At 46.9% G+C, this 26,821-nt stretch carries 14 protein-coding genes, 6 tRNA genes and 6 rRNA genes; 6 read left to right on the top strand and 20 right to left on the bottom strand.

The genetic code is table 11. The features are described 5' to 3' along the window. Nucleotides 1-11: 11 nt before the first annotated feature. Nucleotides 12-773: a copper homeostasis protein CutC gene (locus L9Q39_RS02605; RefSeq protein WP_237483568.1), complete on the top strand. Its 762-nt coding sequence runs from the start codon at nucleotides 12-14 to the stop codon at nucleotides 771-773. A gap of 135 nt (nucleotides 774-908) precedes the next feature. Here L9Q39_RS02605 and phoU read toward each other — a convergent pair whose 3' ends face one another. Genes phoU through L9Q39_RS02585 form a run of 4 tightly spaced genes read right to left on the bottom strand, consistent with a single transcriptional unit; the run spans nucleotide 909 to nucleotide 6,340 of the window. Then, nucleotides 909-1,604: a phosphate signaling complex protein PhoU gene (gene phoU / locus L9Q39_RS02600; RefSeq protein ID WP_237483567.1), complete on the bottom strand. Its 696-nt coding sequence runs from the start codon at nucleotides 1,602-1,604 to the stop codon at nucleotides 909-911. A 13-nt stretch (nucleotides 1,605-1,617) separates the two neighbouring features. Beyond that, complete coding sequence (gene pstB, locus L9Q39_RS02595; protein ID WP_237483566.1) at nucleotides 1,618-2,436, bottom strand: phosphate ABC transporter ATP-binding protein PstB; 819 nt, start codon at nucleotides 2,434-2,436, stop codon at nucleotides 1,618-1,620. Nucleotides 2,437-2,438: 2 nt separating this feature from the next. Next, entirely contained in the window at nucleotides 2,439-4,088 is a 1,650-nt protein-coding gene (gene pstA, locus L9Q39_RS02590) for a phosphate ABC transporter permease PstA (RefSeq protein WP_237483565.1), read from the bottom strand. 47 nt (nucleotides 4,089-4,135) lie between these two features. After that, nucleotides 4,136-6,340: an ABC transporter permease subunit gene (locus L9Q39_RS02585; RefSeq protein WP_237483564.1), complete on the bottom strand. Its 2,205-nt coding sequence runs from the start codon at nucleotides 6,338-6,340 to the stop codon at nucleotides 4,136-4,138. A 304-nt stretch (nucleotides 6,341-6,644) separates the two neighbouring features. Between L9Q39_RS02585 and ppk1 the strand changes: the two genes are divergently transcribed. Both ppk1 and ppx read left to right on the top strand, forming a co-directional pair. Next, entirely contained in the window at nucleotides 6,645-8,750 is a 2,106-nt protein-coding gene (gene ppk1 / locus L9Q39_RS02580; protein WP_237483563.1) for a polyphosphate kinase 1, read from the top strand. Next, nucleotides 8,722-10,266 (top strand): exopolyphosphatase, encoded by a 1,545-nt coding sequence (gene ppx / locus L9Q39_RS02575; RefSeq protein ID WP_237483562.1) that lies wholly within the window; start codon nucleotides 8,722-8,724, stop codon nucleotides 10,264-10,266. Before ppk1 ends, ppx begins: the two co-directional genes overlap by 29 nt. Before the next feature lie 49 nt (nucleotides 10,267-10,315). Here the strand turns inward: ppx and L9Q39_RS02570 are convergent, their stop codons facing one another. Genes L9Q39_RS02570 through phoB form a run of 3 tightly spaced genes read right to left on the bottom strand, consistent with a single transcriptional unit; the run spans nucleotide 10,316 to nucleotide 13,291 of the window. Further along, entirely contained in the window at nucleotides 10,316-11,284 is a 969-nt protein-coding gene (locus L9Q39_RS02570) for a PstS family phosphate ABC transporter substrate-binding protein (RefSeq protein WP_237483561.1), read from the bottom strand. Beyond that, nucleotides 11,284-12,582, bottom strand: a complete 1,299-nt coding sequence (gene phoR, locus L9Q39_RS02565) for a phosphate regulon sensor histidine kinase PhoR (RefSeq protein WP_237483560.1) — start codon at nucleotides 12,580-12,582, stop codon at nucleotides 11,284-11,286. The genes L9Q39_RS02570 and phoR overlap by 1 nt, the downstream gene beginning before the upstream one ends. A 19-nt stretch (nucleotides 12,583-12,601) precedes the next feature. After that, nucleotides 12,602-13,291, bottom strand: coding sequence for a phosphate regulon transcriptional regulator PhoB (gene phoB / locus L9Q39_RS02560; RefSeq protein WP_237483559.1), 690 nt, complete (start codon nucleotides 13,289-13,291; stop codon nucleotides 12,602-12,604). Nucleotides 13,292-13,494: 203 nt separating this feature from the next. Here phoB and rdgC point away from each other — a divergent pair, with 203 nt between their 5' ends. The 3 genes from rdgC (at nucleotide 13,495) to L9Q39_RS02545 (ending at nucleotide 16,183) form a co-directional block, all read left to right on the top strand. Continuing rightward, the gene (gene rdgC / locus L9Q39_RS02555) at nucleotides 13,495-14,403 is read left to right on the top strand and encodes a recombination-associated protein RdgC (protein ID WP_237483558.1); all 909 of its coding nucleotides are present in this window, start codon (nucleotides 13,495-13,497) and stop codon (nucleotides 14,401-14,403) included. Nucleotides 14,404-14,543: 140 nt separating this feature from the next. Continuing rightward, nucleotides 14,544-15,926, top strand: coding sequence for a prephenate-dependent tRNA uridine(34) hydroxylase TrhP (trhP, locus tag L9Q39_RS02550; RefSeq protein WP_237483557.1), 1,383 nt, complete (start codon nucleotides 14,544-14,546; stop codon nucleotides 15,924-15,926). A gap of 2 nt (nucleotides 15,927-15,928) precedes the next feature. Continuing rightward, nucleotides 15,929-16,183 (top strand): YfhL family 4Fe-4S dicluster ferredoxin, encoded by a 255-nt coding sequence (locus tag L9Q39_RS02545; protein ID WP_237483556.1) that lies wholly within the window; start codon nucleotides 15,929-15,931, stop codon nucleotides 16,181-16,183. A 48-nt stretch (nucleotides 16,184-16,231) separates the two neighbouring features. Here L9Q39_RS02545 and L9Q39_RS02540 read toward each other — a convergent pair whose 3' ends face one another. From L9Q39_RS02540 to L9Q39_RS02480, 13 genes are all read right to left on the bottom strand, one after another. Beyond that, complete coding sequence (locus tag L9Q39_RS02540; RefSeq protein ID WP_237483555.1) at nucleotides 16,232-16,540, bottom strand: hypothetical protein; 309 nt, start codon at nucleotides 16,538-16,540, stop codon at nucleotides 16,232-16,234. Nucleotides 16,541-16,907: 367 nt separating this feature from the next. Continuing rightward, nucleotides 16,908-16,984: transfer RNA gene (locus L9Q39_RS02535), tRNA-Trp, on the bottom strand. 37 nt (nucleotides 16,985-17,021) lie between these two features. Beyond that, nucleotides 17,022-17,098, bottom strand: a tRNA-Asp gene (locus L9Q39_RS02530). Nucleotides 17,099-17,155: 57 nt separating this feature from the next. After that, nucleotides 17,156-17,271: ribosomal RNA gene (gene rrf / locus L9Q39_RS02525) — 5S ribosomal RNA — on the bottom strand. 120 nt (nucleotides 17,272-17,391) lie between these two features. Next, nucleotides 17,392-20,280: ribosomal RNA gene (locus tag L9Q39_RS02520) — 23S ribosomal RNA — on the bottom strand. A gap of 398 nt (nucleotides 20,281-20,678) precedes the next feature. Then, a tRNA-Ala gene (locus tag L9Q39_RS02515) sits at nucleotides 20,679-20,754 on the bottom strand. Nucleotides 20,755-20,795: 41 nt separating this feature from the next. Continuing rightward, a tRNA-Ile gene (locus L9Q39_RS02510) sits at nucleotides 20,796-20,872 on the bottom strand. Between the two features lie 63 nt (nucleotides 20,873-20,935). After that, nucleotides 20,936-22,489 (bottom strand): 16S ribosomal RNA (locus tag L9Q39_RS02505). A gap of 384 nt (nucleotides 22,490-22,873) precedes the next feature. Then, nucleotides 22,874-22,985: ribosomal RNA gene (rrf, locus tag L9Q39_RS02500) — 5S ribosomal RNA — on the bottom strand. A 118-nt stretch (nucleotides 22,986-23,103) separates the two neighbouring features. Beyond that, a 23S ribosomal RNA gene (locus tag L9Q39_RS02495) occupies nucleotides 23,104-25,986 on the bottom strand. Nucleotides 25,987-26,383: 397 nt separating this feature from the next. After that, nucleotides 26,384-26,459: transfer RNA gene (locus tag L9Q39_RS02490), tRNA-Ala, on the bottom strand. A 42-nt stretch (nucleotides 26,460-26,501) separates the two neighbouring features. Then, nucleotides 26,502-26,578, bottom strand: a tRNA-Ile gene (locus L9Q39_RS02485). Nucleotides 26,579-26,641: 63 nt separating this feature from the next. Beyond that, nucleotides 26,642-26,821 (bottom strand): 16S ribosomal RNA (locus L9Q39_RS02480); the annotation flags it as partial.

Below are 26,821 nucleotides of genomic sequence, written 5' to 3'. Positions count from 1 at the left end.
GCCTAAACCCTATGACGACACACTACCAAATCGAAGTCTGTATCGATAACATCGAGTCTCTCAACTCTGCCGTACAAGGAGGCGCAACCCGCATCGAGTTATGTTCTTCTCTTGCGCTTGGCGGATTGACGCCCAGCATGGGCTTCATCCAATTAGCTGCCCAGCTTTCGACCATTCCCATTTATGCCATGATTCGACCGCGACAAGGCGACTTCTTATACAGTGATGAAGAAGTCGCGATGATGGAGCAAGACATTAAATGCGCCGCTGAAGCTGGTGCAAGTGGCATCGTATTGGGTTTGCTTAACAAGGACGGTAATATCGATATGCCTCATAGCATGCGATTGACTCGAGTCGCGAAACAACTCGGATTGGGGATCACTTTTCACCGCGCTTTTGATCAGTGCCGCGATGCCCATCAGGCGCTTGAAGATATCATCGCTCTTGGGTGTGAACGCTTGCTCACCTCTGGTTTAGCCACAGATGCGATGCAAGGCTGCAACAAAATACATCAGCTACACCAGCAAGCTCAGGGACGCATTGAGATTATGGCTGGCGCGGGTGTCAATGAAGACAATGTTGCGCATATAGTAAAAAATACCGGTATCAATGAGGTTCATTTATCAGGAAAAAGCACTCGCCCAAGCAAGATGCAGTTTGTTTCACCACAAGCCAAAATGGGCAATGAACAAATCGATGACTTTGCTATTCCCATTACGAGTAAAGAGAAAGTTAAGGCGGTTGTGCGGGTACTGCAGCGACAACAGCATTAGGGAATAGGTGGTACTAGGTGCTAGGTGCTAGGTGCTAGGTGCTAGGTGCTAGGTGCTAGGTGCTAGGTGCTAGGTGCTAGGTGCTAGGTGCTAGGTGCTAGGTAAAAATAGACCTAAGCGCAAAGAAGTAGCAAGTTACAAGATATCGTAGATCTGCTTCTCGTCTAGGTGACGTACGTCTTTACCCTTTACAAAGTAGATGATGTATTCACAAATGTTTTGGCAGCGATCGCCGACGCGTTCAATCGCTTTAGCCGACCACATAACTTGCAAAATGCTGGGGATATCGTTTGGCTCGTCCATCATATAGGTGGTGAGTTGCGAGATAACCGAGGCGTATTCGGCGTCCAGTTTATTGTCTAACTGATAAACATCCGCCACCGATTCAACATCCATACGAGCAAAAACGTCGAGTACTTGATGCAGCATGGTAATCGCTAAGCGGCTGAGAGATTCCAAAGAGACATTGTACTTTTGTCCCATCGCAGATTGCTGCTCAATTGCAATATAAGCAATGCGTGTTGCAACATCACCAATGCGTTCAAGATCGGTAATGGTTTTAATGATCGCCATAACCAGACGGAGATCTTTTGCTGTTGGCTGTCTTTTGGCAATAATTCGGGTGCAAGCCTCATCAATCGACACTTCCATCGCATTGACTTTATGATCGTCGCGTACCACTTTCTTGGCTAACTCAAGATCATCTTTATGCAGCGCCTGCATCGCAAACGATAATTGCTGCTCAACCAAGCCCCCCATCGTTAATACATGAGTACGGATAGACTCTAATTCCGCATTAAATTGACCTGAAATATGGCGACCGAGGTGCATCTGTTTCTATTCCTTAACCGTAACGACCTGTGATGTAGTCTTCTGTCTGCTTCTGAGTAGGAGAAGTGAAGATTGAATCTGTATCCGAGTACTCTACCAGTTTTCCTAAATGAATAAAGGCAGTGTGATCACTTACCCGAGCAGCTTGCTGCATGTTATGGGTGACAATGACGACCGTGTATTTGTTCTTCAGCTCGTTAATCAGTTCTTCTATGGTTAATGTCGATATCGGATCTAATGCCGAGGTTGGTTCATCAAGCAACAGAACTTCTGGCTCAATAGCAATGGCGCGAGCGATAACCAGACGCTGTTGCTGACCACCAGACAATCCAAAGGCATTCTCATGCAGGCGATCTTTCACCTCATCCCACAATGCCGCCGCGCGCAATGAGCGCTCTACCGCATCATCAAGATGACGACTGTTCTTAATCCCTTGCAATCGTAAGCCGTAAACTACATTTTCATAGATGGATTTAGGGAACGGGTTTGGACGCTGAAAAACCATCCCCACGCGACGACGCAGTGTCGCCACGTCGACTTTTGGATGATAGATATTGCCACCGTGTAGCTTAACTTTGCCTTCCACGCGGCAACCCTCAACCAGATCATTCATGCGATTAATGCAACGAAGCAAGGTCGATTTACCACAACCGGATGGACCGATAAACGCAGTCACTTGTCCTTTCGGGATCCTCATAGAAACATCGAAAAGCGCTTGTTTATCTTGATAAAACAACTTGAGATCTTCTATCACAATCGCAGTTTGCTCATCATTCAAATTGTTGACATCCAGTGGCGTCGGGTAGCCCAATGTTTGATTGATAGAAAACATAGTTAATCTTGTCCCAGTAAACGGTATTTTTCCCGCAGGTTATTACGAATTCCAATCGCGGTTAAGTTAAGACCAATCACGACGGTAACCAATAAAAATGATGTGGCGTACACCAGCGGTCTTGCTGCTTCAATGTTGGCCGTTTGGAACCCGAGATCATAGATATGAAACCCTAGGTGCATAAACTTTCTTTCCAAATGTAAAAACGGAAACTGGCTGTCGATGGGTAGGCTTGAAGCCAGCTTAACCACCCCAACCAACATCAAAGGCGCCACTTCCCCCGCCGCTCGAGCTACCGCGAGGATCAAGCCAGTGATAATCGCCGGACTCGCCATGGGCAACACAATGCGCCATAAGGTTTCAAACTGTGTTGCCCCCAACGCTAATGAACCGTGTCTCGCCGATGATGGAATACGATTTAATCCCTCTTCCGTCGCTACAATCACGACGGGTAAGGTCAAAAGAGCCAGTGTCAATGATGACCAAAGCAAGCCTGGTGTTCCAAATGTCGGGGCTGGTAAACGTTCTGCATAGAGCAAGGCGTCAAGGCTGCCGCCAATGGTATAGACAAAAAAGCCTAATCCAAACACACCGTAAACAATCGACGGTACACCCGCTAGGTTAATAACACCGACCCGAATCATACGAGTCAGTAAATTGTTCTCTGCATACTCATGCAAGTACACCGCGACCAATACACCAAGCGGCATCACCACAATAGACATAATCAGCACCAATAGCACCGTACCAAAGATCGCCGGAAACACCCCACCCTCTGAGTTCGACTCTCTTGGGCTTTCGGTTAAAAACTTCAAGCCTTGTCCTGACCAATGAGCCACTTTCTGCAAAAACGTCATCTGATTGGGATACCAGAAATCCAAAACTCGATTAAGACTGAGTATCTCCTGCTGCCCTTGCATATCTTCCACCACCAAATATTGGCTGGTCAGCAACAGACGTAAACCATCCAGTTCAACTTCGCTCTGAGTCAATTGCTCTTCGATAATTTGCTGCTGCTGGGTATACAGCGCCAATGCCTCTGGAGTGAGCGTACCATTGAGGCGCTCGCTGCGCTTTTTAAGGCGAATTTGTTCGTACTGCTGAGTGAGCTGCTTAATTTTTCGATCGATCAACTCTGTGATCTGAATTCGAATCGCTGCCACTTTCTCGAGCTCTAAACGTAACGTTGCTGAGATATCTTCTGTAACCGCACCTTGAGTGGTGTGAAACGCGACGATCTTACCGAAGAAGTCACCACCACGAGTACGTTCAATAACAGCAAGATCTTCGGGTGTTGAGACATGATGACCTAACTCGGTTTCCAACAGAGAAACAAAATCTAGCCCGTAGAGATCCCGGTTGGCAATCTTAATGCTGTAGCGCTTGACTCTACCCTGCTCTAAAATTTCTTTTGGCAGCGTGTACTCTGCATCTGATAACTGATGCACGGAGACCCAGTTAGTATCGTAGATTTGACCAACTAACGTTTCGCCACTCTCTGATTGCCATTGATAGATAGGTGCAGGCCAAAAATAGATCAAACCTCGCCAGCCGATCAGCAATAGCAAACCCAGTACGGAGATCAAACTGATACTCACCGCACCTCCGGTCAACCAAATCCAAGGAGCGCCAGACTTAAACCATCTAAGCATGAATTAGCTTCCTATTTCTACCATTGCTATCTCTACCAAAGCTATACCTACAGCGCACTGTACTTCTCCCGTAGCCTTTGCCTTACCCATTCCGCTAATGAGTTAACCACAAACGTAAAGCTAAACAGGATCAACGCAACTAAGAACAGTAATCGATAATGGGTACTGTTGACTTCAGACTCAGGCAGTTCCACCGCCATGGTTGCGGATAGAGTTCTCATGCCCTCAAATACGTTCCAATCGAGAATTGGCGTGTTGCCTGTCGCCATCAATACGATCATGGTTTCACCCACCGCACGACCTAATCCCATCATTACTGCCGAGAATATCCCCGGACTGGCGGTAAGCAATACCACATGAGTTAAGGTTTGCCACTGGGTTGCTCCAAGGGCTAGAGAGCCATCGGATAAATGTTTAGGGACTGAAAAGATGGCATCTTCTGCGATAGTAAAGATGGTAGGAATGACCGCAAAGCCCATCGCAAATCCAACCACGAGTGCATTGCGTTGGTCAAAGTCAATGCCACGCTCTGCTAAAAATGCTCGTGCATCACCAGCAAAGAACAGCGCCTCCATCTCAGGAGAAAAACTGATCGCAACCGCCATTGTCAGCACAATCACCGGTATTAAGATAAAGGGATGAAAACCGCTTGGAAACTTGGCGCTATATCTATCAGGTATCACATACCAAACGACACCAACCGCTAAAGAAACCACGGGGAGCGCCACTAGCAAGGCAACAATCGCAGGCAGGTGACTCTCGACCAGAGGCGCGAACCAAATTCCCGCTAAAAAACCGATAATAACGGTCGGTAGGGCTTCCATGAGTTCAATCGTTGGCTTGACCACCTTACGCATATTGGCAGACATAAAATAGGCGGTATAAATTGCTCCAAATACCGCAACAGGAACGGCAAACAACATGGCAAAGAGAGCCGCTTTTATGGTACCAAAAGTGATGGGGACTAGGCTGTATTTAGCCTCAAAATCATCGGAGGCAGAGGCGGTTTGCCAGACAAAGTCTGGCTCTGGGTAGCTTTCATACCACACTTTTTCCCACAGCGAACTTAAGGAAATCTCCGGGTGTGGATTATCAATATCAAGTACGTTGAGCTGACCATTCTCCACCACCACTAGGGCGTTATTGCCACTTGAAACTCCAAGCGCGGCTGGCTGCGCTGTGTTGATATCTTCGCTGAAAATACGTTTTTCACTGGTTGTGTAAACATACTCAAGACGCTGGTTTTCAAGTAAAGCAAAGAAGCTCTTGCTCATATCCGCTGGCAATACCTGACGGACTGGCGATTCGAAATTAAACGGACGGATCGGAGTCAAGCGGCGCTGTTGATTGGTAACGGTATCAAACCATTGCCATACCTGTTGGTTATCATAAGTCACCAGCAGCGAATGCGCACCAGACAGGAGATTAACCTCTAACACATTGGCATCACTCACCTGCTTTAGACCAACAACTTCTTTCAGAGACAGGTCAACGATTTCTCTCAGAAACAAAGAGCGCTCGCTTTTAACCAACACATATAATTGGTTATTGGTCGCAACAAAAATCTGCTTACCGTCAGGTGTCACTAAAAGCTGAGAAACCTCATCACTTGGCAACTCAAGATTAAAGCGGTAGTCGGTTACTTTTGACGACGGTTGATTATCTTCGTCAAGATTGATCTGTTTGAGGTGCAATCGTCCCTCGTGGTCAATCACCGTCGCTGAAAGGACTCGATTGGATACTGCGGCGGAAAACTTGTCGTCTTGTACATCAAACGCCCAACTTACGGAACCTTGAGGCTCCAGTCTTAATTGATACTGTTCAGTGTCTTGTTGCCAAACAAAATCGACTTTCACTACCGATAGCTGCCCACCCTGCACGACCAACAATTGGTGGCTATCGAGTTTTTGAACCTTATCGACGTTATCGGCAATGTAAAAACGTTGCTCTGCTTGAGTCACTAAAGATTTTTGTATCACTTCGCCAGCATCGGTAATCAACACAGCAATGCGACTTCGAGGGTCGTAAGTCGAGTAAGCCACGGGCTGAGCAACAGTCACCGGTACGCTAGGTTGCCACTTGACTTCCGCATTCTCAAATAAGGGGAAGATCACCAAGGCAAAATAGATAAAGATGCCTATGAGACTAGCAAGCACACTCACTCCACCAAACGACACTATCCATCTCACCAAACGATCTTTCACAAGTCGTTTGTAGTCTTTTGTCTGTAGTGAAAAATTGGCGGTTGCCATAACTTACTTAGCTTCTCTGTATGATTGTGGTGGAATATTATGGGAGCATACTTGAGTATAAACAGATATGCTTGCTGACGTTATCTATCAGCTTGCAGGACTTGTTGCTATATAATATGTCGTTCCCATGACATTTATATTACAACACATATAACATACTGAAATTAATAAATTCTATTGCATATCCATCCTTTTGAAATAAAAACGTCACAAACGTTCACTATCTTTGCCGATCAAGCTATTGTCATACTTATGGTCAAAGCTCGTCAGGCAGAATTATTAAATTGTTAGGTGGTTGAGGTTTATGAGTACGGAAAAGCTTTATGTAGAGAAAGAGTTAAGTTGGTTATCCTTCAATGAACGTGTCTTGCAAGAAGCTGCTGATAAAACTGTCCCGCTGATTGAGCGTATACGTTTTTTAGGTATTTTTTCAAACAACCTCGATGAGTTTTACAAAGTCCGCTTTTCTGATGTTAAGCGCCGCATTTTGATCAACCAAGAACGCGGTAAGGATGATAACTCAAAACATCTTCTAAGCAAGATGCAAAGTAAAGCGCATAAACTGAATTTGCGATTCGATGAACTCTATAATGAATTGATTCTGGAAATGGCGCGTCGTCGTATTTTTCTGGTCAACGAATCTCAACTGACTGACACTCAAAAAAAGTGGGTTAAGAAGTATTTTAAACAGCATGTGCTTCCGCATATCACTCCCTTTATGTTGCATGACGATATCGACGTATTGCAATTTCTCAAAGACGAATACGCCTATATCGTTGCTGACCTAAAGAAAGAAACAGAATCCAACTACGCGCTGCTAGAAATTCCAACCGACCATCTACCTCGCTTTGTTATGCTGCCAGAACAAAAAGGCAAGCGCCGTAAAACCATTATCTTACTCGACAACATCATCCGTTATTGCCTCGACGATATATTCCGCGGTTTCTTCGACTACGATGAGCTTACCGGTTATGCGATGAAGATGACTCGTGACGCTGAATATGACTTGAGCCATGAGGTCGAACACAGCCTACTTGAACAGATGTCAGAAGGTGTAAGCCAACGCTTAACCGCCATGCCGGTGCGATTTGTCTACGAGCGAGATATGCCAGAGGAAATGCTCACTACTTTATGTAAAAAGCTCGGTATCTCAAACTATGACAGCTTAATTCCTGGTGGACGCTATCAAAACTTTAAGGACTTTATTGGCTTTCCCAATGTGGGTCGTGAGTATCTTGAAAATAAACCGATGCCACCGATCCGCTGCGCCGATTTTGATGGCTACGATAACCTGTTTAATGCGATTCGAGCGAAAGATATCCTACTTTACTACCCTTATCACACCTTCGATCATATTACCGAATGGGTTCGCCAAGCCTCCTTTGATCCCAAAGTGATCAGCATTAAGATCAATATCTATCGTGTGGCTAAAGATTCTCGTCTGATGAACTCGCTTATCGATGCGGTGCATATTGGCAAACAGGTCACTGTGGTTGTAGAACTGCAAGCGCGTTTTGACGAACAAGCCAATATTGAATGGTCTAGAGTATTAACAGAAAACGGCGTTCACGTTGTCTTTGGTGCTCCCGGTCTTAAAATCCACTCAAAGCTATTGTTAATTAGCCGCAGAGAGGCAGGGCAAGTTCGCTATTATGCGCACGTTGGTACCGGCAACTTCCATGAGAAAACGGCGCGTATCTATTCCGACTTCTCGTTACTGACTGCCGATCAAGATATTACTAATGAAGTGCGCTCGGTGTTTGAATATATCCAGAACCCATACCGCCCAGTGAAATTTAATCACTTGATCGTGTCACCTCGTAATTCGAGAAAACAGATCTATCGCCTTATCGATACAGAGATTGCCAACGCAAAAGCCGGTAAAAAAGCCCAGTTAACACTCAAGGTGAATAACTTGGTTGATAAAGGGCTGGTCAACAAACTGTACGGCGCCAGTAACGCCGGTGTGCAGATCAGAATGATCATACGAGGTATGTGTTCGCTGGTACCTGGGGTTCAAGGTGTTAGCGACAACATCAAAATTATCAGTATTGTTGATCGCTTTTTAGAGCATCCTCGCGTTATTATTACTCACAATGATGGCGACCCGCAGGTGTATATCTCTTCCGCTGACTGGATGACCAGAAACATTGACCATCGAATTGAAGTGACTGCACCTGTTAGGGATGAACGATTAAAGCAACGTATTATCGATATTATCGAGATTCAATTTACCGATACCGTGAAGGCTCGTTGGATTGATAAAGAGATGAGTAACCAGTATGTTCCTCGTGGTAATCGCAAGAAAGTTCGCTCACAAGTTGCTATTTACGACTATCTTAAACAGGTAGAGAAGCAAACCAGAGAACAGTTAGTAAACGATGAGTCCAACCCCAACCCAAGAGACTGAAATTAAACATGTCGCCGCCATTGATTTAGGCTCCAATAGCTTTCATATGGTGGTCGCCAAAGTTGTTGGTCAAGACTTACAACTTGTCAGCCGCCATAAAAAAAGAGTCCGTCTTGCCTCCGGCTTAGATGCTCACAACAACCTAACCAATACGGCAATAGAGCGAGGTCTAGAATGCCTCGCCATGTTTGCTGAGCGTATTCAAGGCTATGAGCCAGAAAACGTGCGTATTGCTGCCACCCACACCTTGCGTATTGCTAACAATGCACACATTTTCTTGCAGCGTGCCAGAGAAGTGCTGCCATTTCCTATTGAAGTCATTCCCGGAGAAGAAGAAGCTCGCTTGATCTATGCTGGCGTTGCCCACACTCAGACCGAGTCCAACTCTAAATTGGTGATCGATATTGGTGGTGGTAGTACCGAATTGATCATTGGACAAGAGTTTGAACCCATTCTGCTTAACAGCACTCAAATGGGCTGTGTGAGTTATACTGAACGATTCTTTGCTAACGGCAAACTCTCATCAAAAAACTTCTCCAAAGCCATTCTATCGGCTAGACAGCGCCTAGAAGCCCTTGCGCCACGATATAAAAAGAAAGGCTGGGAAGTGGCGTTAGGCTCTTCTGGCACCATCAAAGCAATTCGTGAAGTCCTGATTGGTATCGGGTATGAAGATGGCATTATCACCAGCAAACGTCTCGCTAAGTTAATCGAAAAACTGTGCGAATTCGACTCAATTGATGTGATTTCTCTGACCGGTTTGACTCCGGAAAGAAAGCCGGTGTTTGCCGCGGGTGTCGCTATTTTATCTGCTATTTTTGAGAGTTTAAAAATCAACGAGCTGTTCTTCTCAAAAGGGGCGCTACGTGAAGGCTTACTCTATGAAATGGAAGAACGCTTTGAGCGCACTGATATCCGCATGCGGACGACAGAAAACCTCGCTAATAAGCACTTTGTAGACTTAGAGCATGCCGCAAAAGTGCGTGGGCAAGCCCATGAGTTTCTAAACCAAGTCTATGAAAAGTTGGGATTAAAAAAGAAAAGCGAGCTATTTAGCTTGCTCGAATGGAGCGCATTGCTGCATGAGGTTGGGCTAAGTATTAGCTATCAGGCCTTTCATCGCCACTCAAGTTATATTCTCAACCATACCAATATGCCGGGCTTTAATAGTGAACAGCAACTCGTGCTTGCGACGCTGGCACGATTTCAGAGAAAGTCCCTCAAATTGCAGGAGCTACCAGAGTTCACCCTATTCAAAGCCAAACATATTGTCAGTCTTATTCGCATCTTGAGGCTATCCATCATCGTAAACAGTCAACGTAGTGATGAGCCACTGCCACCGATAGATCTTTCTATTGATGGTGACAACTGGACTCTATCGAGTAGTGAAGATGACTGGTTGCAACAGCACAAGCTACTGTATACCGATCTTATGACAGAACTCACCTATTGGGACAACGCAGGCTGGCAGTTAACCTTAGTCGGTATCGACAAGCTAAACTCGCCCACTGAATAACCCGCATCAATAAAGAAAGACCTTAGCGATGGCTAAGGTCTTTTAGGTTTTACTCTAGGCTGAGTCCCACCTTGGCTAACTCTTGTTGAGCAAATTCCCTAGTGAGTGGCACAAAGCCATCTTGCCCTACGATACTCTGCCCTTCACGGGAATAGATAAAGCGAATATAAGCCTCTTCCAGCGGTTCGAGCGACTCATGGGGATGCTTATCCACATAAACATACAGATAGCGCGCCAGCGGGTACTCACCAGAGATAACATTTTGCTGTGTAGGATAAATGTATTGTGTGCCTTTATTGGCAATCGGAACCAATCTTGCTCCGGAAACTCGATAGCTTATCCCTGAATAACCAATAGTATTGATCGATGAGGCCACCGACTGAACCACGGATGCAGAACCAGGCTGCTCGTTGACATCTTGTCTAAAGTCACCGTCACACAAAGCGACATTTTTAAAATAACCATAAGTGCCCGAGACCGAGTTACGTCCGTACAACTGTATCGCTCTATTCTTCCATTCGCTGTTGATTCCCAACTCAGACCATTTCTTTACATACTCGTTGGAACCACAGCGCAAGGTAATCGAAAAGATACTATCGAGCTCTCTAAAGTTGAGGCCTTGTATCGGGTTGTCTTCGTGTACAAAAATGCCAATCGCATCAATCGCCACTCGCAATGCTGTCGGAGGGTAGCCATGTTCGCGTTCGAATGCGGCGACTTCTTTAAGGCGCATACTTCGGCTCATCGGACCAAATTGAGCAGTGCCTTCTGTCAATGCTGGTGGAGCCGTCGAGGAACCCGACGCCTGTATCTGCACATTGACGCTTGGGTAGAGGGTATTAAATTCCTCCAACCATAAGGTGCTCATACTTGCCAACGTATCTGAACCCACAGAGGAAAGGTTGCCAGATATCCCTGATAATTTCTGGTAACGAGGCAATTCATTGGCAGCGTAACAAGGTACAGCACTTAGCAAGGATAAAAGGGCAACCCGTGTGACAAAGGTGGAAAAATGCATCAGTTAACCAACAACCTAGCCGGTAGGGTAAAACTAAACGCACTGCCTTTACCGACTTCCGAAGCGATTTCAAGATGGGAATCATGGTGCGACAAAGCGTGTTTTACAATGGCGAGCCCTAACCCACTGCCACCAGTGTCACGAGATCTAGCTTTATCGACTCGATAAAAGCGTTCCGTTAATCGATGGAGATGCTGAGCCTCAATACCATCACCGGTGTCAACAACCTCTAAGCGAACCCCTTGAGCAACTTGGTACCATTTCACCTTGATATTTGCTCCCGCTGGCGTGTACTTAACCGCATTGTAAACAAGATTAGATATCGCACTACGCAACTGGTCTTCATCACCAAATACACGCAGGTTGGTATCAATATCAAATTGAATATGATGCTCATTGTCACCACTTAGGCTCACCGCTTCTTTTTCTAATACCTCAAGCATGGCCGGAACATTGACGACTTCATCGAGTTCATGCATCGGCGCTGCCTCGATTTTTGATAAAGTCAGCAGTTGATTCACCAGCGCATTCATTCGATTTAACTGCTCGGTCATTACCCCATGAGCCTTGGTCCACATCGGACCGACGACCATATCTGGGTCTTCGGTCATTTCCAAATACCCTTGCAACACCGTCATCGGTGTACGCAGTTCATGGGAAACATTTGCAAAGAAATTACGACGCATTCCCTCCAACTGCTTAACTTGGCTCACATCACGCACCACCATCAAATGCTCACCTTCCGTATAAGGCACGATACGCAATTCAAGCATACGCTCCACATTGAGAGGCGAGCGCATTTCTAACGGTTCTGAAAAATCATTTTTGTTTAAGTATTTGATAAAATCCGGGGTTCGAATCAGGTTGGAAATCGGCTGACCACTATCGTCTGGCCAACGAAAGCCTAACAGGTACTGAGCCAGTTTGTTACACCATACAATGTTCCCTTCGCCTCTAAACACCACGACAGCATCAGGCAAGGATTCTGCACCGTTTTTAAATCGGCGGATAAGGTTGGTCAGCTCTTTACGCTTGCGACGTTGACGTTGCTGTAAACGGTAAATTCCGTTGAAGAGAGACTCCCAGTTTCCGCTACCTGATGGTGGGGTAAGACGTTTCTCATCCCATAACCAAGCCGACAATTTGAGCTGATTATGTAGGTGCCATATCAACTGCAAAACCGTGGCAGCGAGAAGCAACCACGGCATGTATCCAAATATCCACCCAACAATAATCCAAGGGGTGTAAAAAAAAGCCAGCTCCCAGGCCAGCTTTTTCCAGGTTAATCTTTCAACCATCTATGACTCCAGTTCGATGCTAGCCTTTAGTCGAGAATCGATAGCCAGCGCCTCGAACGGTCTGAATAAGTTTATCGTGTCCTGCTGATTCTAACGCCTTACGCAAGCGACGAATATGTACGTCAACCGTTCTATCTTCGACGTAAACATTGGTACCCCAGACATTATTTAATAGCTGCTCACGGCTATAGACTCGCTCTTGGTGAGTCATAAAGAAGTGCAGCATTTTGAATTCGGTTGGTCCCATGTCTAACGGCTGGTCATTCGCCGTGACACGGTGTGAGACAGGGTCAAGTTTAAGACCTTGCACATCAATAACATCTTCGAGCGCAGTCGGAGTCACTCGACGAATCACGGCTTTAAGACGGGCAACAAGTTCTTTAGGTGAAAATGGCTTGGTGATGTAATCATCCGCACCCACTTCCAAACCGCGTACTTTATCTTCTTCTTCACCACGAGCGGTGAGCATCACAACGGGAATATTGCGAGTCAGTTCTTCTCGCTTCATGTGCTTGATAAAATTGATTCCCGACCCCCCAGGAAGCATCCAATCAAGAAGGACAAGATCGGGATAGGGTTCCGCCAACTTATTGACTGCGGTATCGTAATCTTCAGCTTCAACGGCTTGGTAGCCTTTCTGCTCTAACACAAAACACAGCATCTCACGAATTGGCGCTTCATCCTCTACTACTAGGATCCTTCTAGACATATCTGAATAACCTTATGGAATATGGAATCTAATCAACTTGATACATTATCAGTAATTAGTATGACACTTTTGTGACCAGTGAAAACAATTTTTAATATAACCTTCTCACAAAATCTATTGTCATTATGCAGATTTAGGCTAAGACAATTCGACAAAAATTGCCTATGATGTGCAGCAATCTCGTCAAATGGTGAAAATTAATTATGTGGTTTAAAAACTGTCTGGTTTATCGTTTTAACAAGGAACTTGAGTTTAACGCCGATAAACTTGAGCAGCAGCTAGAAGAGTTTCGCTTTACCCCGTGCGGCAGCCAAGATAAGCAAAAGTTTGGCTGGGTACACGCGCTAGGAAAGCACGGCGATATGATGACTCATGTCTCTGACAATCGTATTTTGTTGTGTGCAAAGAAAGAAGAAAAAATGTTGCCAGCCTCGGTGATCAAAGAGTCGCTAAACGATAAAGTCGACGCACTAGAGCAGCAAGAAGGCCGCCCTCTTAAAAAGAAAGAAAAAGACGACCTCAAAGACGACATTATTATCGATCTATTGCCACGCGCCTTTAGCCGCAGCAACCTAACTTTCATGCTTATTATGCCAAAAGAAGGGTTTGTGATTGTTGATGCCGCTAGCTATAAGAAAGCAGAAGATGTGATTGCTCTGCTGCGCAAGACCATGGGTAGCTTGCCTGTAATTCCCGCTATCCCTGAACAGCCAATCGAAAACACATTGACAGAGTGGGTAAAAACCAACCAAGCCCCAACAGGGTTCCAACTCCTTGACGAAGCCGAGCTTAAGTCAATTTTGGAAGAAGGTGGCATCATTCGCTGTAAGAAACAGGAGTTAGCGAGCGAAGAGATTATCGCGCATATCGACGCTAACAAGCTTGTAACTAAATTAGCCTTAAACTGGCAAGAGCGAATTGAATTTGTTCTCGCTGAAGATGGCAGTATTAAACGCCTCAAATTCAGTGACGATCTCAAAGATCAAAATGACGACATCCCACGTGAAGATGCCGCCGCAAGACTGGATGCAGACTTCTCACTATTGTGTGGTGAGCTGAGCGCTTTATTACCTGACCTATATCAGGCACTTGGCGGACTACCACAGCAATAAACCTAAGGCTCGAGACTCTCGAGCCTTATTTCTATTCAATCATTAGCTTGGAATAGTCTCTATATTAGCGTAAAATTTGCGCCCCTTAGTGCCATTAGGTGGCGCTTTACTGACTTGAAATCAGATATAGAGAAGAAGCAATGTTTACTCCAGAACTCCTGTCTCCCGCGGGCAGCCTAAAAAATATGCGCTATGCGTTTGCTTACGGTGCCGATGCGGTTTACGCCGGTCAACCTCGTTATAGCCTCCGTGTACGTAACAACGAATTCAATCATGAGAATCTACAGATCGGTATCGATGAAGCTCATGCGTTAGGCAAGAAGTTATATGTGGTTTGTAATATCCAACCGCACAACTCAAAACTAAAAACCTTTATCCGTGACCTAAAGCCTGTCGTAGAAATGGGTCCAGACGCACTTATTATGTCTGATCCGGGGCTTATTATGATGGTACGTGAAGCATTCCCAGAGATGCCTATCCACCTGTCAGTGCAAGCAAACGCGGTTAACTGGGCGACGGTTAAGTTCTGGGCGGCGAATGGCGTTGAGCGTGTGATCGTCTCTCGCGAGCTTTCTCTAGAGGAAATTCAAGAGATCCGTGAACACTGTCCAGAGACAGAGTTGGAAGTATTTGTACACGGCGCGCTATGTATGGCCTACTCAGGTCGTTGCCTGCTATCTGGTTACATCAACAAGCGCGACCCTAACCAAGGTACCTGTACTAACGCATGTCGTTGGGAGTACAAAGTCGAGCAAGCAACAGAAAACGATGCTGGGCAAATTGTTGAACAGTTCACGCCTGAAGCGCAAGCGATTGAAGTGCAAGACGAGCGTCCCGACAACACCCTGGGTCTAGGCAAGCCAAGTGATGAAGTCGTACTGCTTTCAGAAAGCCACCGCCCTGACGAAAAGATGGCGGCGTTTGAAGATGAGCATGGTACTTACATCATGAACTCTAAAGACCTTCGTGCAGTACAGCACGTTGAGCGTTTAACTAAGATGGGCGTCCACTCGCTTAAGATCGAAGGGCGTACTAAGTCATTCTACTATTGTGCGCGTACCGCTCAGGTCTATCGCAAAGCGATCGATGACGCTGTCGCAGGTAAACCTTTCGACGAAACGCTCATGGGAACATTAGAGAGCCTTGCTCACCGTGGTTATACAGAAGGCTTCCTACGCCGCCATACTCATGACGCGTATCAAAACTATGATTACGGCTACTCTGTATCTGATTCTCAGCAATTTGTTGGTGAGTTCACGGGGAAACGTCGTGGTGATCTTGCGGAAGTAGAAGTGAAGAACAAATTCATCGTGGGTGATAGCCTAGAGCTAATGACACCTAAGGGCAATGTTGTCTTTACACTTGAAGTCATGGAAAACCGTAAGTCAGAATCGATCGATGACGCAAAAGGCAATGGTCACTTTGTGTTTATTCCTGTCCCTCAAGATATGGACCTTGAGTATGCGCTATTAATGCGTAATCTAAACTCAGGTCAAGATACTCGTAATCCGACAGGCAAATAAGCATGGCCTTGCTGATTACCAATAAGTGCATAAACTGTGATATGTGTGATCCGGAATGTCCAAACGGCGCGATCACCATGGGGGATGAAATCTATCAGATCGACCCTGATCTATGCACTGAATGTAAGGGGCATTATGACGCACCTACGTGCCAGTCAGTATGTCCTATTACAAACTGTATTGTTACCGACCCTAAACATGTTGAAACTGAAGAAGAATTGCTAGAGAAGTTTGTTATCATTCAAGGTTTAACGTAACGAACAGCACCAAAGATAAGAAAGCCCGCTTTTTCAGCGGGCTTTTGTTTATCCTGATTTTTCAATTGGAAATACATTGCAGTACAACTCCTTCTCGTACTGAATTTCCAATTTTTTTCTCCAGTTTTCGGCAGAGTTGACCGGAATTAAATAGAACTTTTCACGGCTCGTATCAGTCACAAAAGCGATGCCATGCTGCATCAACTCATAATGAATGTCATTAATAAAACCTAGGGTAAAGCTCTGACGCCCCGATAATTGGTTTATATCCTGACGAGTCAAAATCACACCAGACTTTTCTAAAGCAAACCGCTCTCTGAGCCATCGGGCAAACTGCCTTGCTGATATCATTGTCATAACAGTATTCCTTACCCACCAAATTAAAGACCATTTCACACTAAGCGTGAGATCAGTTCTAACGCAAAATACCTCAGAAAACACACAACTAATTCACTGAATTACTGATAAACATAGTCAAAAATGTGATGTTTCTCCAGTCGCATTGTTAAGAGATCGCAAATTACCTGATTTGAACAACCGCTTTAATAATAAGAGTTAGAACGTGTTGAGAAAAACGCAATTAATTGTGAGTAATCAATTGGTCTAAATATCGAACTTAATACAAAATGGATGAATGGAAGGAGTAAGTAGTGGCGGAATCCGCTGCTTCTTTTCTTAAGATAAAGAAAAAGGCTCCAGCATTTCTGCTGGAGCCTTGAATAGATGGCAGGGGTGGAGAGATTCGAACTCCCAACACGCGGATTTGGAATCCGCTGCTCTGCCAATTGGAGCTACACCCCTGTCGTTATTTTAATGACTTAACTTTGTCAGAAATAAGTGGCGGAGTGGACGGGACTCGAACCCGCGACCCCCGGCGTGACAGGCCGGTATTCTAACCAACTGAACTACCACTCCGCAGTGGTACTATCTAAAGTCTGACCAAAAAAGGGCTTTAAATAGACAATGTTCAAAGCCTGGCGATGACCTACTCTCACATGGGGAAGCCCCACACTACCATCGGCGCTGTTTCGTTTCACTTCTGAGTTCGGAATGGAGTCAGGTGGGTCCAAAACGCTATGGTCGCCAAGCAAAATTCTTGCTTACTTTCAGCTTTAAAAAGCTAAAGGTAAAAATCTGGAAAGCTGTTCAAATTCTCACACATTCAATCTGTTCTTGCTTTGAGTCCATCAAAACCCTTTGGGTGTTGTATGGTTAAGCCTCACGGGCAATTAGTACAGGTTAGCTCAACGCCTCACAACGCTTACACACCCTGCCTATCAACGTTCTAGTCTCGAACAACCCTTTAGGACACTTAAAGTGCCAGGGAAGACTCATCTCAGGGCTCGCTTCCCGCTTAGATGCTTTCAGCGGTTATCGATTCCGAACTTAGCTACCGGGCAATGCCATTGGCATGACAACCCGAACACCAGAGGTTCGTCCACTCCGGTCCTCTCGTACTAGGAGCAGCCCCCTTCAATCTTCCAACGCCCACGGCAGATAGGGACCGAACTGTCTCACGACGTTCTAAACCCAGCTCGCGTACCACTTTAAATGGCGAACAGCCATACCCTTGGGACCGACTTCAGCCCCAGGATGTGATGAGCCGACATCGAGGTGCCAAACACCGCCGTCGATATGAACTCTTGGGCGGTATCAGCCTGTTATCCCCGGAGTACCTTTTATCCGTTGAGCGATGGCCCTTCCATTCAGAACCACCGGATCACTATGACCTGCTTTCGCACCTGCTCGAATTGTCATTCTCGCAGTCAAGCGGGCTTATGCCATTGCACTAACCTCACGATGTCCAACCGTGATTAGCCCACCTTCGTGCTCCTCCGTTACTCTTTGGGAGGAGACCGCCCCAGTCAAACTACCCACCAGGCACTGTCCTCAACCCCGATAAGGGGTCTAAGTTAGAACATCAACACTACAAGGGTGGTATTTCAAGGACGGCTCCAACGATACTAGCGTACCGTCTTCAAAGCCTCCCACCTATCCTACACATGTAGGGTCAATGTTCAGTGCCAAGCTGTAGTAAAGGTTCACGGGGTCTTTCCGTCTAGCCGCGGGTACACTGCATCTTCACAGCGATTTCAATTTCACTGAGTCTCGGGTGGAGACAGCGTGGCCATCATTACGCCATTCGTGCAGGTCGGAACTTACCCGACAAGGAATTTCGCTACCTTAGGACCGTTATAGTTACGGCCGCCGTTTACCGGGGCTTCGATCAAGAGCTTCGACCTAAGTCTAACCCCATCAATTAACCTTCCGGCACCGGGCAGGCGTCACACCGTATACGTCATCTTACGATTTTGCACAGTGCTGTGTTTTTAATAAACAGTTGCAGCCACCTGGTATCTGCGACTCTCGGCCGCTCCATCCGCTAGGGACTTCACCGCTAAGAGCGTACCTTCTCCCGAAGTTACGGTACCATTTTGCCTAGTTCCTTCACCCGAGTTCTCTCAAGCGCCTTGGTATTCTCTACCCGACCACCTGTGTCGGTTTGGGGTACGATTCCTTACAATCTGAAGCTTAGAGGCTTTTCCTGGAAGCATGGCATCAATGACTTCACATCCGTAGATGCTCGACGTCGTGTCTCAGCCTTAAGAAGGTCCGGATTTACCTAAACCTTCAGCCTACGCACTTGAACCTGGACAACCATCGCCAGGCCCACCTAGCCTTCTCCGTCCCCCCATCGCAATTGTAAGAAGTACGGGAATATTAACCCGTTTCCCATCGACTACGCCTTTCGGCCTCGCCTTAGGAGTCGACTCACCCTGCCCCGATTAACGTTGGACAGGAACCCTTGGTCTTCCGGCGAGGAGGTTTTTCACCCCCTTTATCGTTACTCATGTCAGCATTCGCACTTCTGATACCTCCAGCAAACCTTACAGTTCACCTTCAACGGCTTACAGAACGCTCCCCTACCCAATAACTTAAAGTTATTGCCGCAGCTTCGGTGTATAGCTTAGCCCCGTTACATCTTCCGCGCAGGCCGACTCGACTAGTGAGCTATTACGCTTTCTTTAAATGATGGCTGCTTCTAAGCCAACATCCTAGCTGTCTAAGCCTTCCCACATCGTTTCCCACTTAGCTATACTTTGGGACCTTAGCTGGCGGTCTGGGTTGTTTCCCTCTCCACGACGGACGTTAGCACCCGCCGTGTGTCTCCCGGATAGTACTTACTGGTATTCGGAGTTTGCAAAGGGTTGGTAAGTCGGGATGACCCCCTAGCCTTAACAGTGCTCTACCCCCAGTAGTATTCGTCCGAGGCGCTACCTAAATAGCTTTCGGGGAGAACCAGCTATCTCCAGGTTTGATTGGCCTTTCACCCCTAGCCACAAGTCATCCGCTAATTTTTCAACATTAGTCGGTTCGGTCCTCCAGTTGATGTTACTCAACCTTCAACCTGCCCATGGCTAGATCACCTGGTTTCGGGTCTATATCCAGCAACTCGACGCCCAGTTAAGACTCGATTTCTCTACGGCTCCCCTATTCGGTTAACCTTGCTACTGAATATAAGTCGCTGACCCATTATACAAAAGGTACGCAGTCACCCCATAAAAGAGGCTCCTACTGCTTGTACGTACACGGTTTCAGGTTCTATTTCACTCCCCTCACAGGGGTTCTTTTCGCCTTTCCCTCACGGTACTGGTTCACTATCGGTCAGTCAGGAGTATTTAGCCTTGGAGGATGGTCCCCCCATATTCAGACAGGATATCACGTGTCCCGCCCTACTCGTTTTCACTGATTGCACGTTGTCGGTTACGGGGCTATCACCCTTTATTGCGAGACTTTCCAGACTCTTCACCTGACGTGCTAAAAGCTTAAGGGCTAATCCAATTTCGCTCGCCGCTACTTTCGGAATCTCGGTTGATTTCTTTTCCTCGGGGTACTTAGATGTTTCAGTTCCCCCGGTTCGCCTCATTAACCTATGTATTCAGTTAATGATACTAGCTTGTGCTAGTGGGTTTCCCCATTCAGACATCCCAGACTCACAGGTTGTTACTACCTAATCTGGGCTTATCGCAAGTTACTACGTCTTTCATCGCCTCTGACTGCCAAGGCATCCACCGTGTACGCTTAGTCACTTAACCATACAACCCCAAAGAGTTTCTAAAGAAATCTTGGCGCTGTCGTTAAACAACCAAAGTCGCTATCTCATTATTTGAATGAGCGAGATAGCTTTGATTTTGCCGGACTCAAATAACTCTTTATTTCCGCTTTTTATAAAAAAGCAGAAGCAAAAAGTGAACAAACACAACCGAAGTTATGTTGTTTCCAAGAACACTTGAATGTGTGTTGGTACCTAATCATTCTTTATTGAAAAGAATCACTAGGATTTGAGAACTTTTATTTGAATAACAACGCTTATCTAAAGATAAGGGGATTGTTGTTATTCGTCAGCTTTCCAAATTGTTAAAGAGCAATGTTTCACCTTCTCTATAAAGAAGGAAACCATTTCTAAAGACACTATCACTAATGCGCTTAAAGATGGTGGAGCTATGCGGGATCGAACCGCAGACCTCCTGCGTGCAAGGCAGGCGCTCTCCCAGCTGAGCTATAGCCCCATCAGGTGTTGATACTGTATGCCAAAATCCGTTAGGAGTATTGGTGGGTCTGAGTGGACTTGAACCACCGACCTCTCGCTTATCAGGCGAACGCTCTAACCACCTGAGCTACAGACCCAGTATCGTCTTTAATCTATAAACCATCAATCTGTGTGAACACTCATCGCAATAATCTTATCGTTAAGGAGGTGATCCAGCGCCAGGTTCCCCTAGCGCTACCTTGTTACGACTTCACCCCAGTCATGAACCACAAAGTGGTGAGCGTCCTCCCGAAGGTTAAACTACCCACTTCTTTTGCAGCCCACTCCCATGGTGTGACGGGCGGTGTGTACAAGGCCCGGGAACGTATTCACCGTAGCATTCTGATCTACGATTACTAGCGATTCCGACTTCATGGAGTCGAGTTGCAGACTCCAATCCGGACTACGACGCACTTTTTGGGATTCGCTCACCATCGCTGGTTGGCCGCCCTCTGTATGCGCCATTGTAGCACGTGTGTAGCCCTACTCGTAAGGGCCATGATGACTTGACGTCGTCCCCACCTTCCTCCGGTTTATCACCGGCAGTCTCCCTGGAGTTCCCGACATTACTCGCTGGCAAACAAGGATAAGGGTTGCGCTCGTTGCGGGACTTAACCCAACATTTCACAACACGAGCTGACGACAGCCATGCAGCACCTGTCTCAGAGCTCCCGAAGGCACACCAGAATCTCTTCCGGCTTCTCTGGATGTCAAGAGTAGGTAAGGTTCTTCGCGTTGCATCGAATTAAACCACATGCTCCACCGCTTGTGCGGGCCCCCCGTCAATTCATTTGAGTTTTAATCTTGCGACCGTACTCCCCAGGCGGTCTACTTAACGCGTTAGCTCCGAAAGCCACTCCTCAAGGGAACAACCTCCAAGTAGACATCGTTTACGGCGTGGACTACCAGGGTATCTAATCCTGTTTGCTCCCCACGCTTTCGCATCTGAGTGTCAGTATCTGTCCAGGGGGCCGCCTTCGCCACCGGTATTCCTTCAGATCTCTACGCATTTCACCGCTACACCTGAAATTCTACCCCCCTCTACAGTACTCTAGTCCGCCAGTTTCAAATGCAGTTCCGAGGTTGAGCCCCGGGCTTTCACATCTGACTTAACGAACCACCTGCATGCGCTTTACGCCCAGTAATTCCGATTAACGCTCGCACCCTCCGTATTACCGCGGCTGCTGGCACGGAGTTAGCCGGTGCTTCTTCTGTCGCTAACGTCAAAGATATACACTATTAACGCATACCCCTTCCTCACGACTGAAAGTGCTTTACAACCCGAAGGCCTTCTTCACACACGCGGCATGGCTGCATCAGGCTTGCGCCCATTGTGCAATATTCCCCACTGCTGCCTCCCGTAGGAGTCTGGACCGTGTCTCAGTTCCAGTGTGGCTGATCATCCTCTCAGACCAGCTAGGGATCGTCGCCTTGGTGAGCCATTACCTCACCAACTAGCTAATCCCACCTGGGCTAATCTTGACGCGAGAGGTCCGAAGATCCCCCTCTTTGGCCCGAAGGCATTATGCGGTATTAGCCATCGTTTTCCAATGGTTATCCCCCACATCAAGGCATATTCCCAGGCATTACTCACCCGTCCGCCGCTCGACGCCGCTATCGTTCCCCGAAGGGTCAGATAACTCGTTTCCGCTCGACTTGCATGTGTTAGGCCTGCGCCAGCGTTCAATCTGAGCCATGATCAAACTCTTCAATTTAAGATTTTGATTCCCTATAAATAGGGGAGACTCAACGAATACTGACTTCAAAACTGTCCTTACTCGAAAGTAAGAAGTAATTTTAAAGCTATTACCATTCCAACAGAATGATAATGAATTGACTGTGCCAAGTCTTTCGACTTGCTTGGTCACTCAGTTCATTGAAATCTAAGTGGATACCGAAGTATCTCTTTTTGATTATCATCAACGAGTGCCCACACAGATTGATAGGTTTATATTGTTAAAGAGCTGGCTTTCAGTGCCTTAACACTTAAGCAGGACGCGTATAATACGCTCTCCACTTTGAAAGTCAACATAAAATTCTAATTATTTTTAGAACCTTATGGTGACTTGCTTAGAAACTAAGCAGAGTCGAGATTTAAAGCCTGGCGATGACCTACTCTCACATGGGGAAGCCCCACACTACCATCGGCGCTGTTTCGTTTCACTTCTGAGGGAATGGATCAGGTGGGTCCAAAACGCTATGGTCGCCAAGCAAAATTCTTGCTTACTTTCAGCTTTAAAAAGCTAAAGGTAAAAATCTGGAAAGCTTTAAGTTCTCACACATTCAATCTGTTCTTGCTTTGAGTCCATCAAAACCCTTTGGGTGTTGTATGGTTAAGCCTCACGGGCAATTAGTACAGGTTAGCTCAACGCCTCACAACGCTTACACACCCTGCCTATCAACGTTCTAGTCTCGAACAACCCTTTAGGACACTTAAAGTGCCAGGGAAGACTCATCTCAGGGCTCGCTTCCCGCTTAGATGCTTTCAGCGGTTATCGATTCCGAACTTAGCTACCGGGCAATGCCATTGGCATGACAACCGAACACCAGAGGTTCGTCCACTCCGGTCCTCTCGTACTAGGAGCAGCCCCCTTCAATCTTCCAACGCCCACGGCAGATAGGGACCGAACTGTCTCACGACGTTCTAAACCCAGCTCGCGTACCACTTTAAATGGCGAACAGCCATACCCTTGGGACCGACTTCAGCCCCAGGATGTGATGAGCCGACATCGAGGTGCCAAACACCGCCGTCGATATGAACTCTTGGGCGGTATCAGCCTGTTATCCCCGGAGTACCTTTTATCCGTTGAGCGATGGCCCTTCCATTCAGAACCACCGGATCACTATGACCTGCTTTCGCACCTGCTCGAATTGTCATTCTCGCAGTCAAGCGGGCTTATGCCATTGCACTAACCTCACGATGTCCAACCGTGATTAGCCCACCTTCGTGCTCCTCCGTTACTCTTTGGGAGGAGACCGCCCCAGTCAAACTACCCACCAGGCACTGTCCTCAACCCCGATAAGGGGTCTAAGTTAGAACATCAACACTACAAGGGTGGTATTTCAAGGACGGCTCCAACGATACTAGCGTACCGTCTTCAAAGCCTCCCACCTATCCTACACATGTAGGGTCAATGTTCAGTGCCAAGCTGTAGTAAAGGTTCACGGGTCTTTCCGTCTAGCCGCGGGTACACTGCATCTTCACAGCGATTTCAATTTCACTGAGTCTCGGGTGGAGACAGCGTGGCCATCATTACGCCATTCGTGCAGGTCGGAACTTACCCGACAAGGAATTTCGCTACCTTAGGACCGTTATAGTTACGGCCGCCGTTTACCGGGGCTTCGATCAAGAGCTTCGACCTAAGTCTAACCCCATCAATTAACCTTCCGGCACCGGGCAGGCGTCACACCGTATACGTCATCTTACGATTTTGCACAGTGCTGTGTTTTTAATAAACAGTTGCAGCCACCTGGTATCTGCGACTCTCGGCCGCTCCATCCGCTAGGGACTTCACCGCTAAGAGCGTACCTTCTCCCGAAGTTACGGTACCATTTTGCCTAGTTCCTTCACCCGAGTTCTCTCAAGCGCCTTGGTATTCTCTACCCGACCACCTGTGTCGGTTTGGGGTACGATTCCTTACAATCTGAAGCTTAGAGGCTTTTCCTGGAAGCATGGCATCAATGACTTCACATCCGTAGATGCTCGACGTCGTGTCTCAGCCTTAAGAAGGTCCGGATTTACCTAAACCTTCAGCCTACGCACTTGAACCTGGACAACCATCGCCAGGCCCACCTAGCCTTCTCCGTCCCCCCATCGCAATTGTAAGAAGTACGGGAATATTAACCCGTTTCCCATCGACTACGCCTTTCGGCCTCGCCTTAGGAGTCGACTCACCCTGCCCCGATTAACGTTGGACAGGAACCCTTGGTCTTCCGGCGAGGAGGTTTTTCACCCCCTTTATCGTTACTCATGTCAGCATTCGCACTTCTGATACCTCCAGCAAACCTTACAGTTCACCTTCAACGGCTTACAGAACGCTCCCCTACCCAATAACTTAAAAGTTATTGCCGCAGCTTCGGTGTATAGCTTAGCCCCGTTACATCTTCCGCGCAGGCCGACTCGACTAGTGAGCTATTACGCTTTCTTTAAATGATGGCTGCTTCTAAGCCAACATCCTAGCTGTCTAAGCCTTCCCACATCGTTTCCCACTTAGCTATACTTTGGGACCTTAGCTGGCGGTCTGGGTTGTTTCCCTCTCCACGACGGACGTTAGCACCCGCCGTGTGTCTCCCGGATAGTACTTACTGGTATTCGGAGTTTGCAAAGGGTTGGTAAGTCGGGATGACCCCCTAGCCTTAACAGTGCTCTACCCCCAGTAGTATTCGTCCGAGGCGCTACCTAAATAGCTTTCGGGGAGAACCAGCTATCTCCAGGTTTGATTGGCCTTTCACCCCTAGCCACAAGTCATCCGCTAATTTTTCAACATTAGTCGGTTCGGTCCTCCAGTTGATGTTACTCAACCTTCAACCTGCCCATGGCTAGATCACCTGGTTTGGTCTATATCCAGCAACTCGACGCCCAGTTAAGACTCGATTTCTCTACGGCTCCCCTATTCGGTTAACCTTGCTACTGAATATAAGTCGCTGACCCATTATACAAAGGTACGCAGTCACCCCATAAAAGAGGCTCCTACTGCTTGTACGTACACGGTTTCAGGTTCTATTTCACTCCCCTCAGGGGTTCTTTTCGCCTTTCCCTCACGGTACTCTGTTCACTATCGGTCAGTCAGGAGTATTTAGCCTTGGAGGATGGTCCCCCCATATTCAGACAGGATATCACGTGTCCCGCCCTACTCGTTTTCACTGATTGCACGTTGTCGGTTACGGGCTATCACCCTTTATTGCGAGACTTTCCAGACTCTTCACCTGACGTGCTAAAAGCTTAAGGGCTAATCCAATTTCGCTCGCCGCTACTTTCGGAATCTCGGTTGATTTCTTTTCCTCGGGGTACTTAGATGTTTCAGTTCCCCCGGTTCGCCTCATTAACCTATGTATTCAGTTAATGATACTAGCTTATGCTAGTGGGTTTCCCCATTCAGACATCCCAGACTCACAGGTTGTTACTACCTAATCTGGGCTTATCGCAAGTTACTACGTCTTTCATCGCCTCTGACTGCCAAGGCATCCACCGTGTACGCTTAGTCACTTAACCATACAACCCCAAAGAGTTTCTAAAGAAATCTTGGCGCTGTCGTTAAACAACCAAAGTCGCTATCTCATTATTTGAATGAGCGAGATAGCTTTGATTTTGCCGGACTCAAATAACTCTTTATTTCCGCTTTTTATAAAAAAGCAGAAGCAAAAAGTGAACAAACACAACCGAAGTTATGTTGTTTCCAAGAACACTTGAATGTGTGTTGGTACCTAATCATTCTTTATTGAAAAGAATCACTAGGATTTGAGAACTTTTATTTGAATAACAACGCTTATCTAAAGATAAGGGATTGTTGTTATTCGTCAGCTTTCCAAATTGTTAAAGAGCAATGTTTCACCTTCTCTATAAAGAAGGAAACCATTTCTAAAGACACTATCACTAATGCGCTTAAAGATGGTGGAGCTATGCGGGATCGAACCGCAGACCTCCTGCGTGCAAGGCAGGCGCTCTCCCAGCTGAGCTATAGCCCCATCAGGTGTTTGATACTGTATGCCAAAATCCGTTAGGAGTATTGGTGGGTCTGAGTGGACTTGAACCACCGACCTCTCGCTTATCAGGCGAACGCTCTAACCACCTGAGCTACAGACCCAGTATCGTCTTTAATCTATAAACCATCAATCTGTGTGAACACTCATCGCAATAATCTTATCGTTAAGGAGGTGATCCAGCGCCAGGTTCCCCTAGCGCTACCTTGTTACGACTTACCCCCAGTCATGAACCACAAAGTGGTGAGCGTCCTCCCGAAGGTTAAACTACCCACTTCTTTTGCAGCCCACTCCCATGGTGTGACGCGGTGTGTACAAGGCCCGGGAACGTATTCACCGTAGCATTC

This window comes from Vibrio hippocampi, assembly GCF_921292975.1.
GTDB classification, from domain to species: domain Bacteria; phylum Pseudomonadota; class Gammaproteobacteria; order Enterobacterales; family Vibrionaceae; genus Vibrio; species Vibrio hippocampi.
This window is presented reverse-complemented; position numbering and strand designations above follow the sequence as displayed.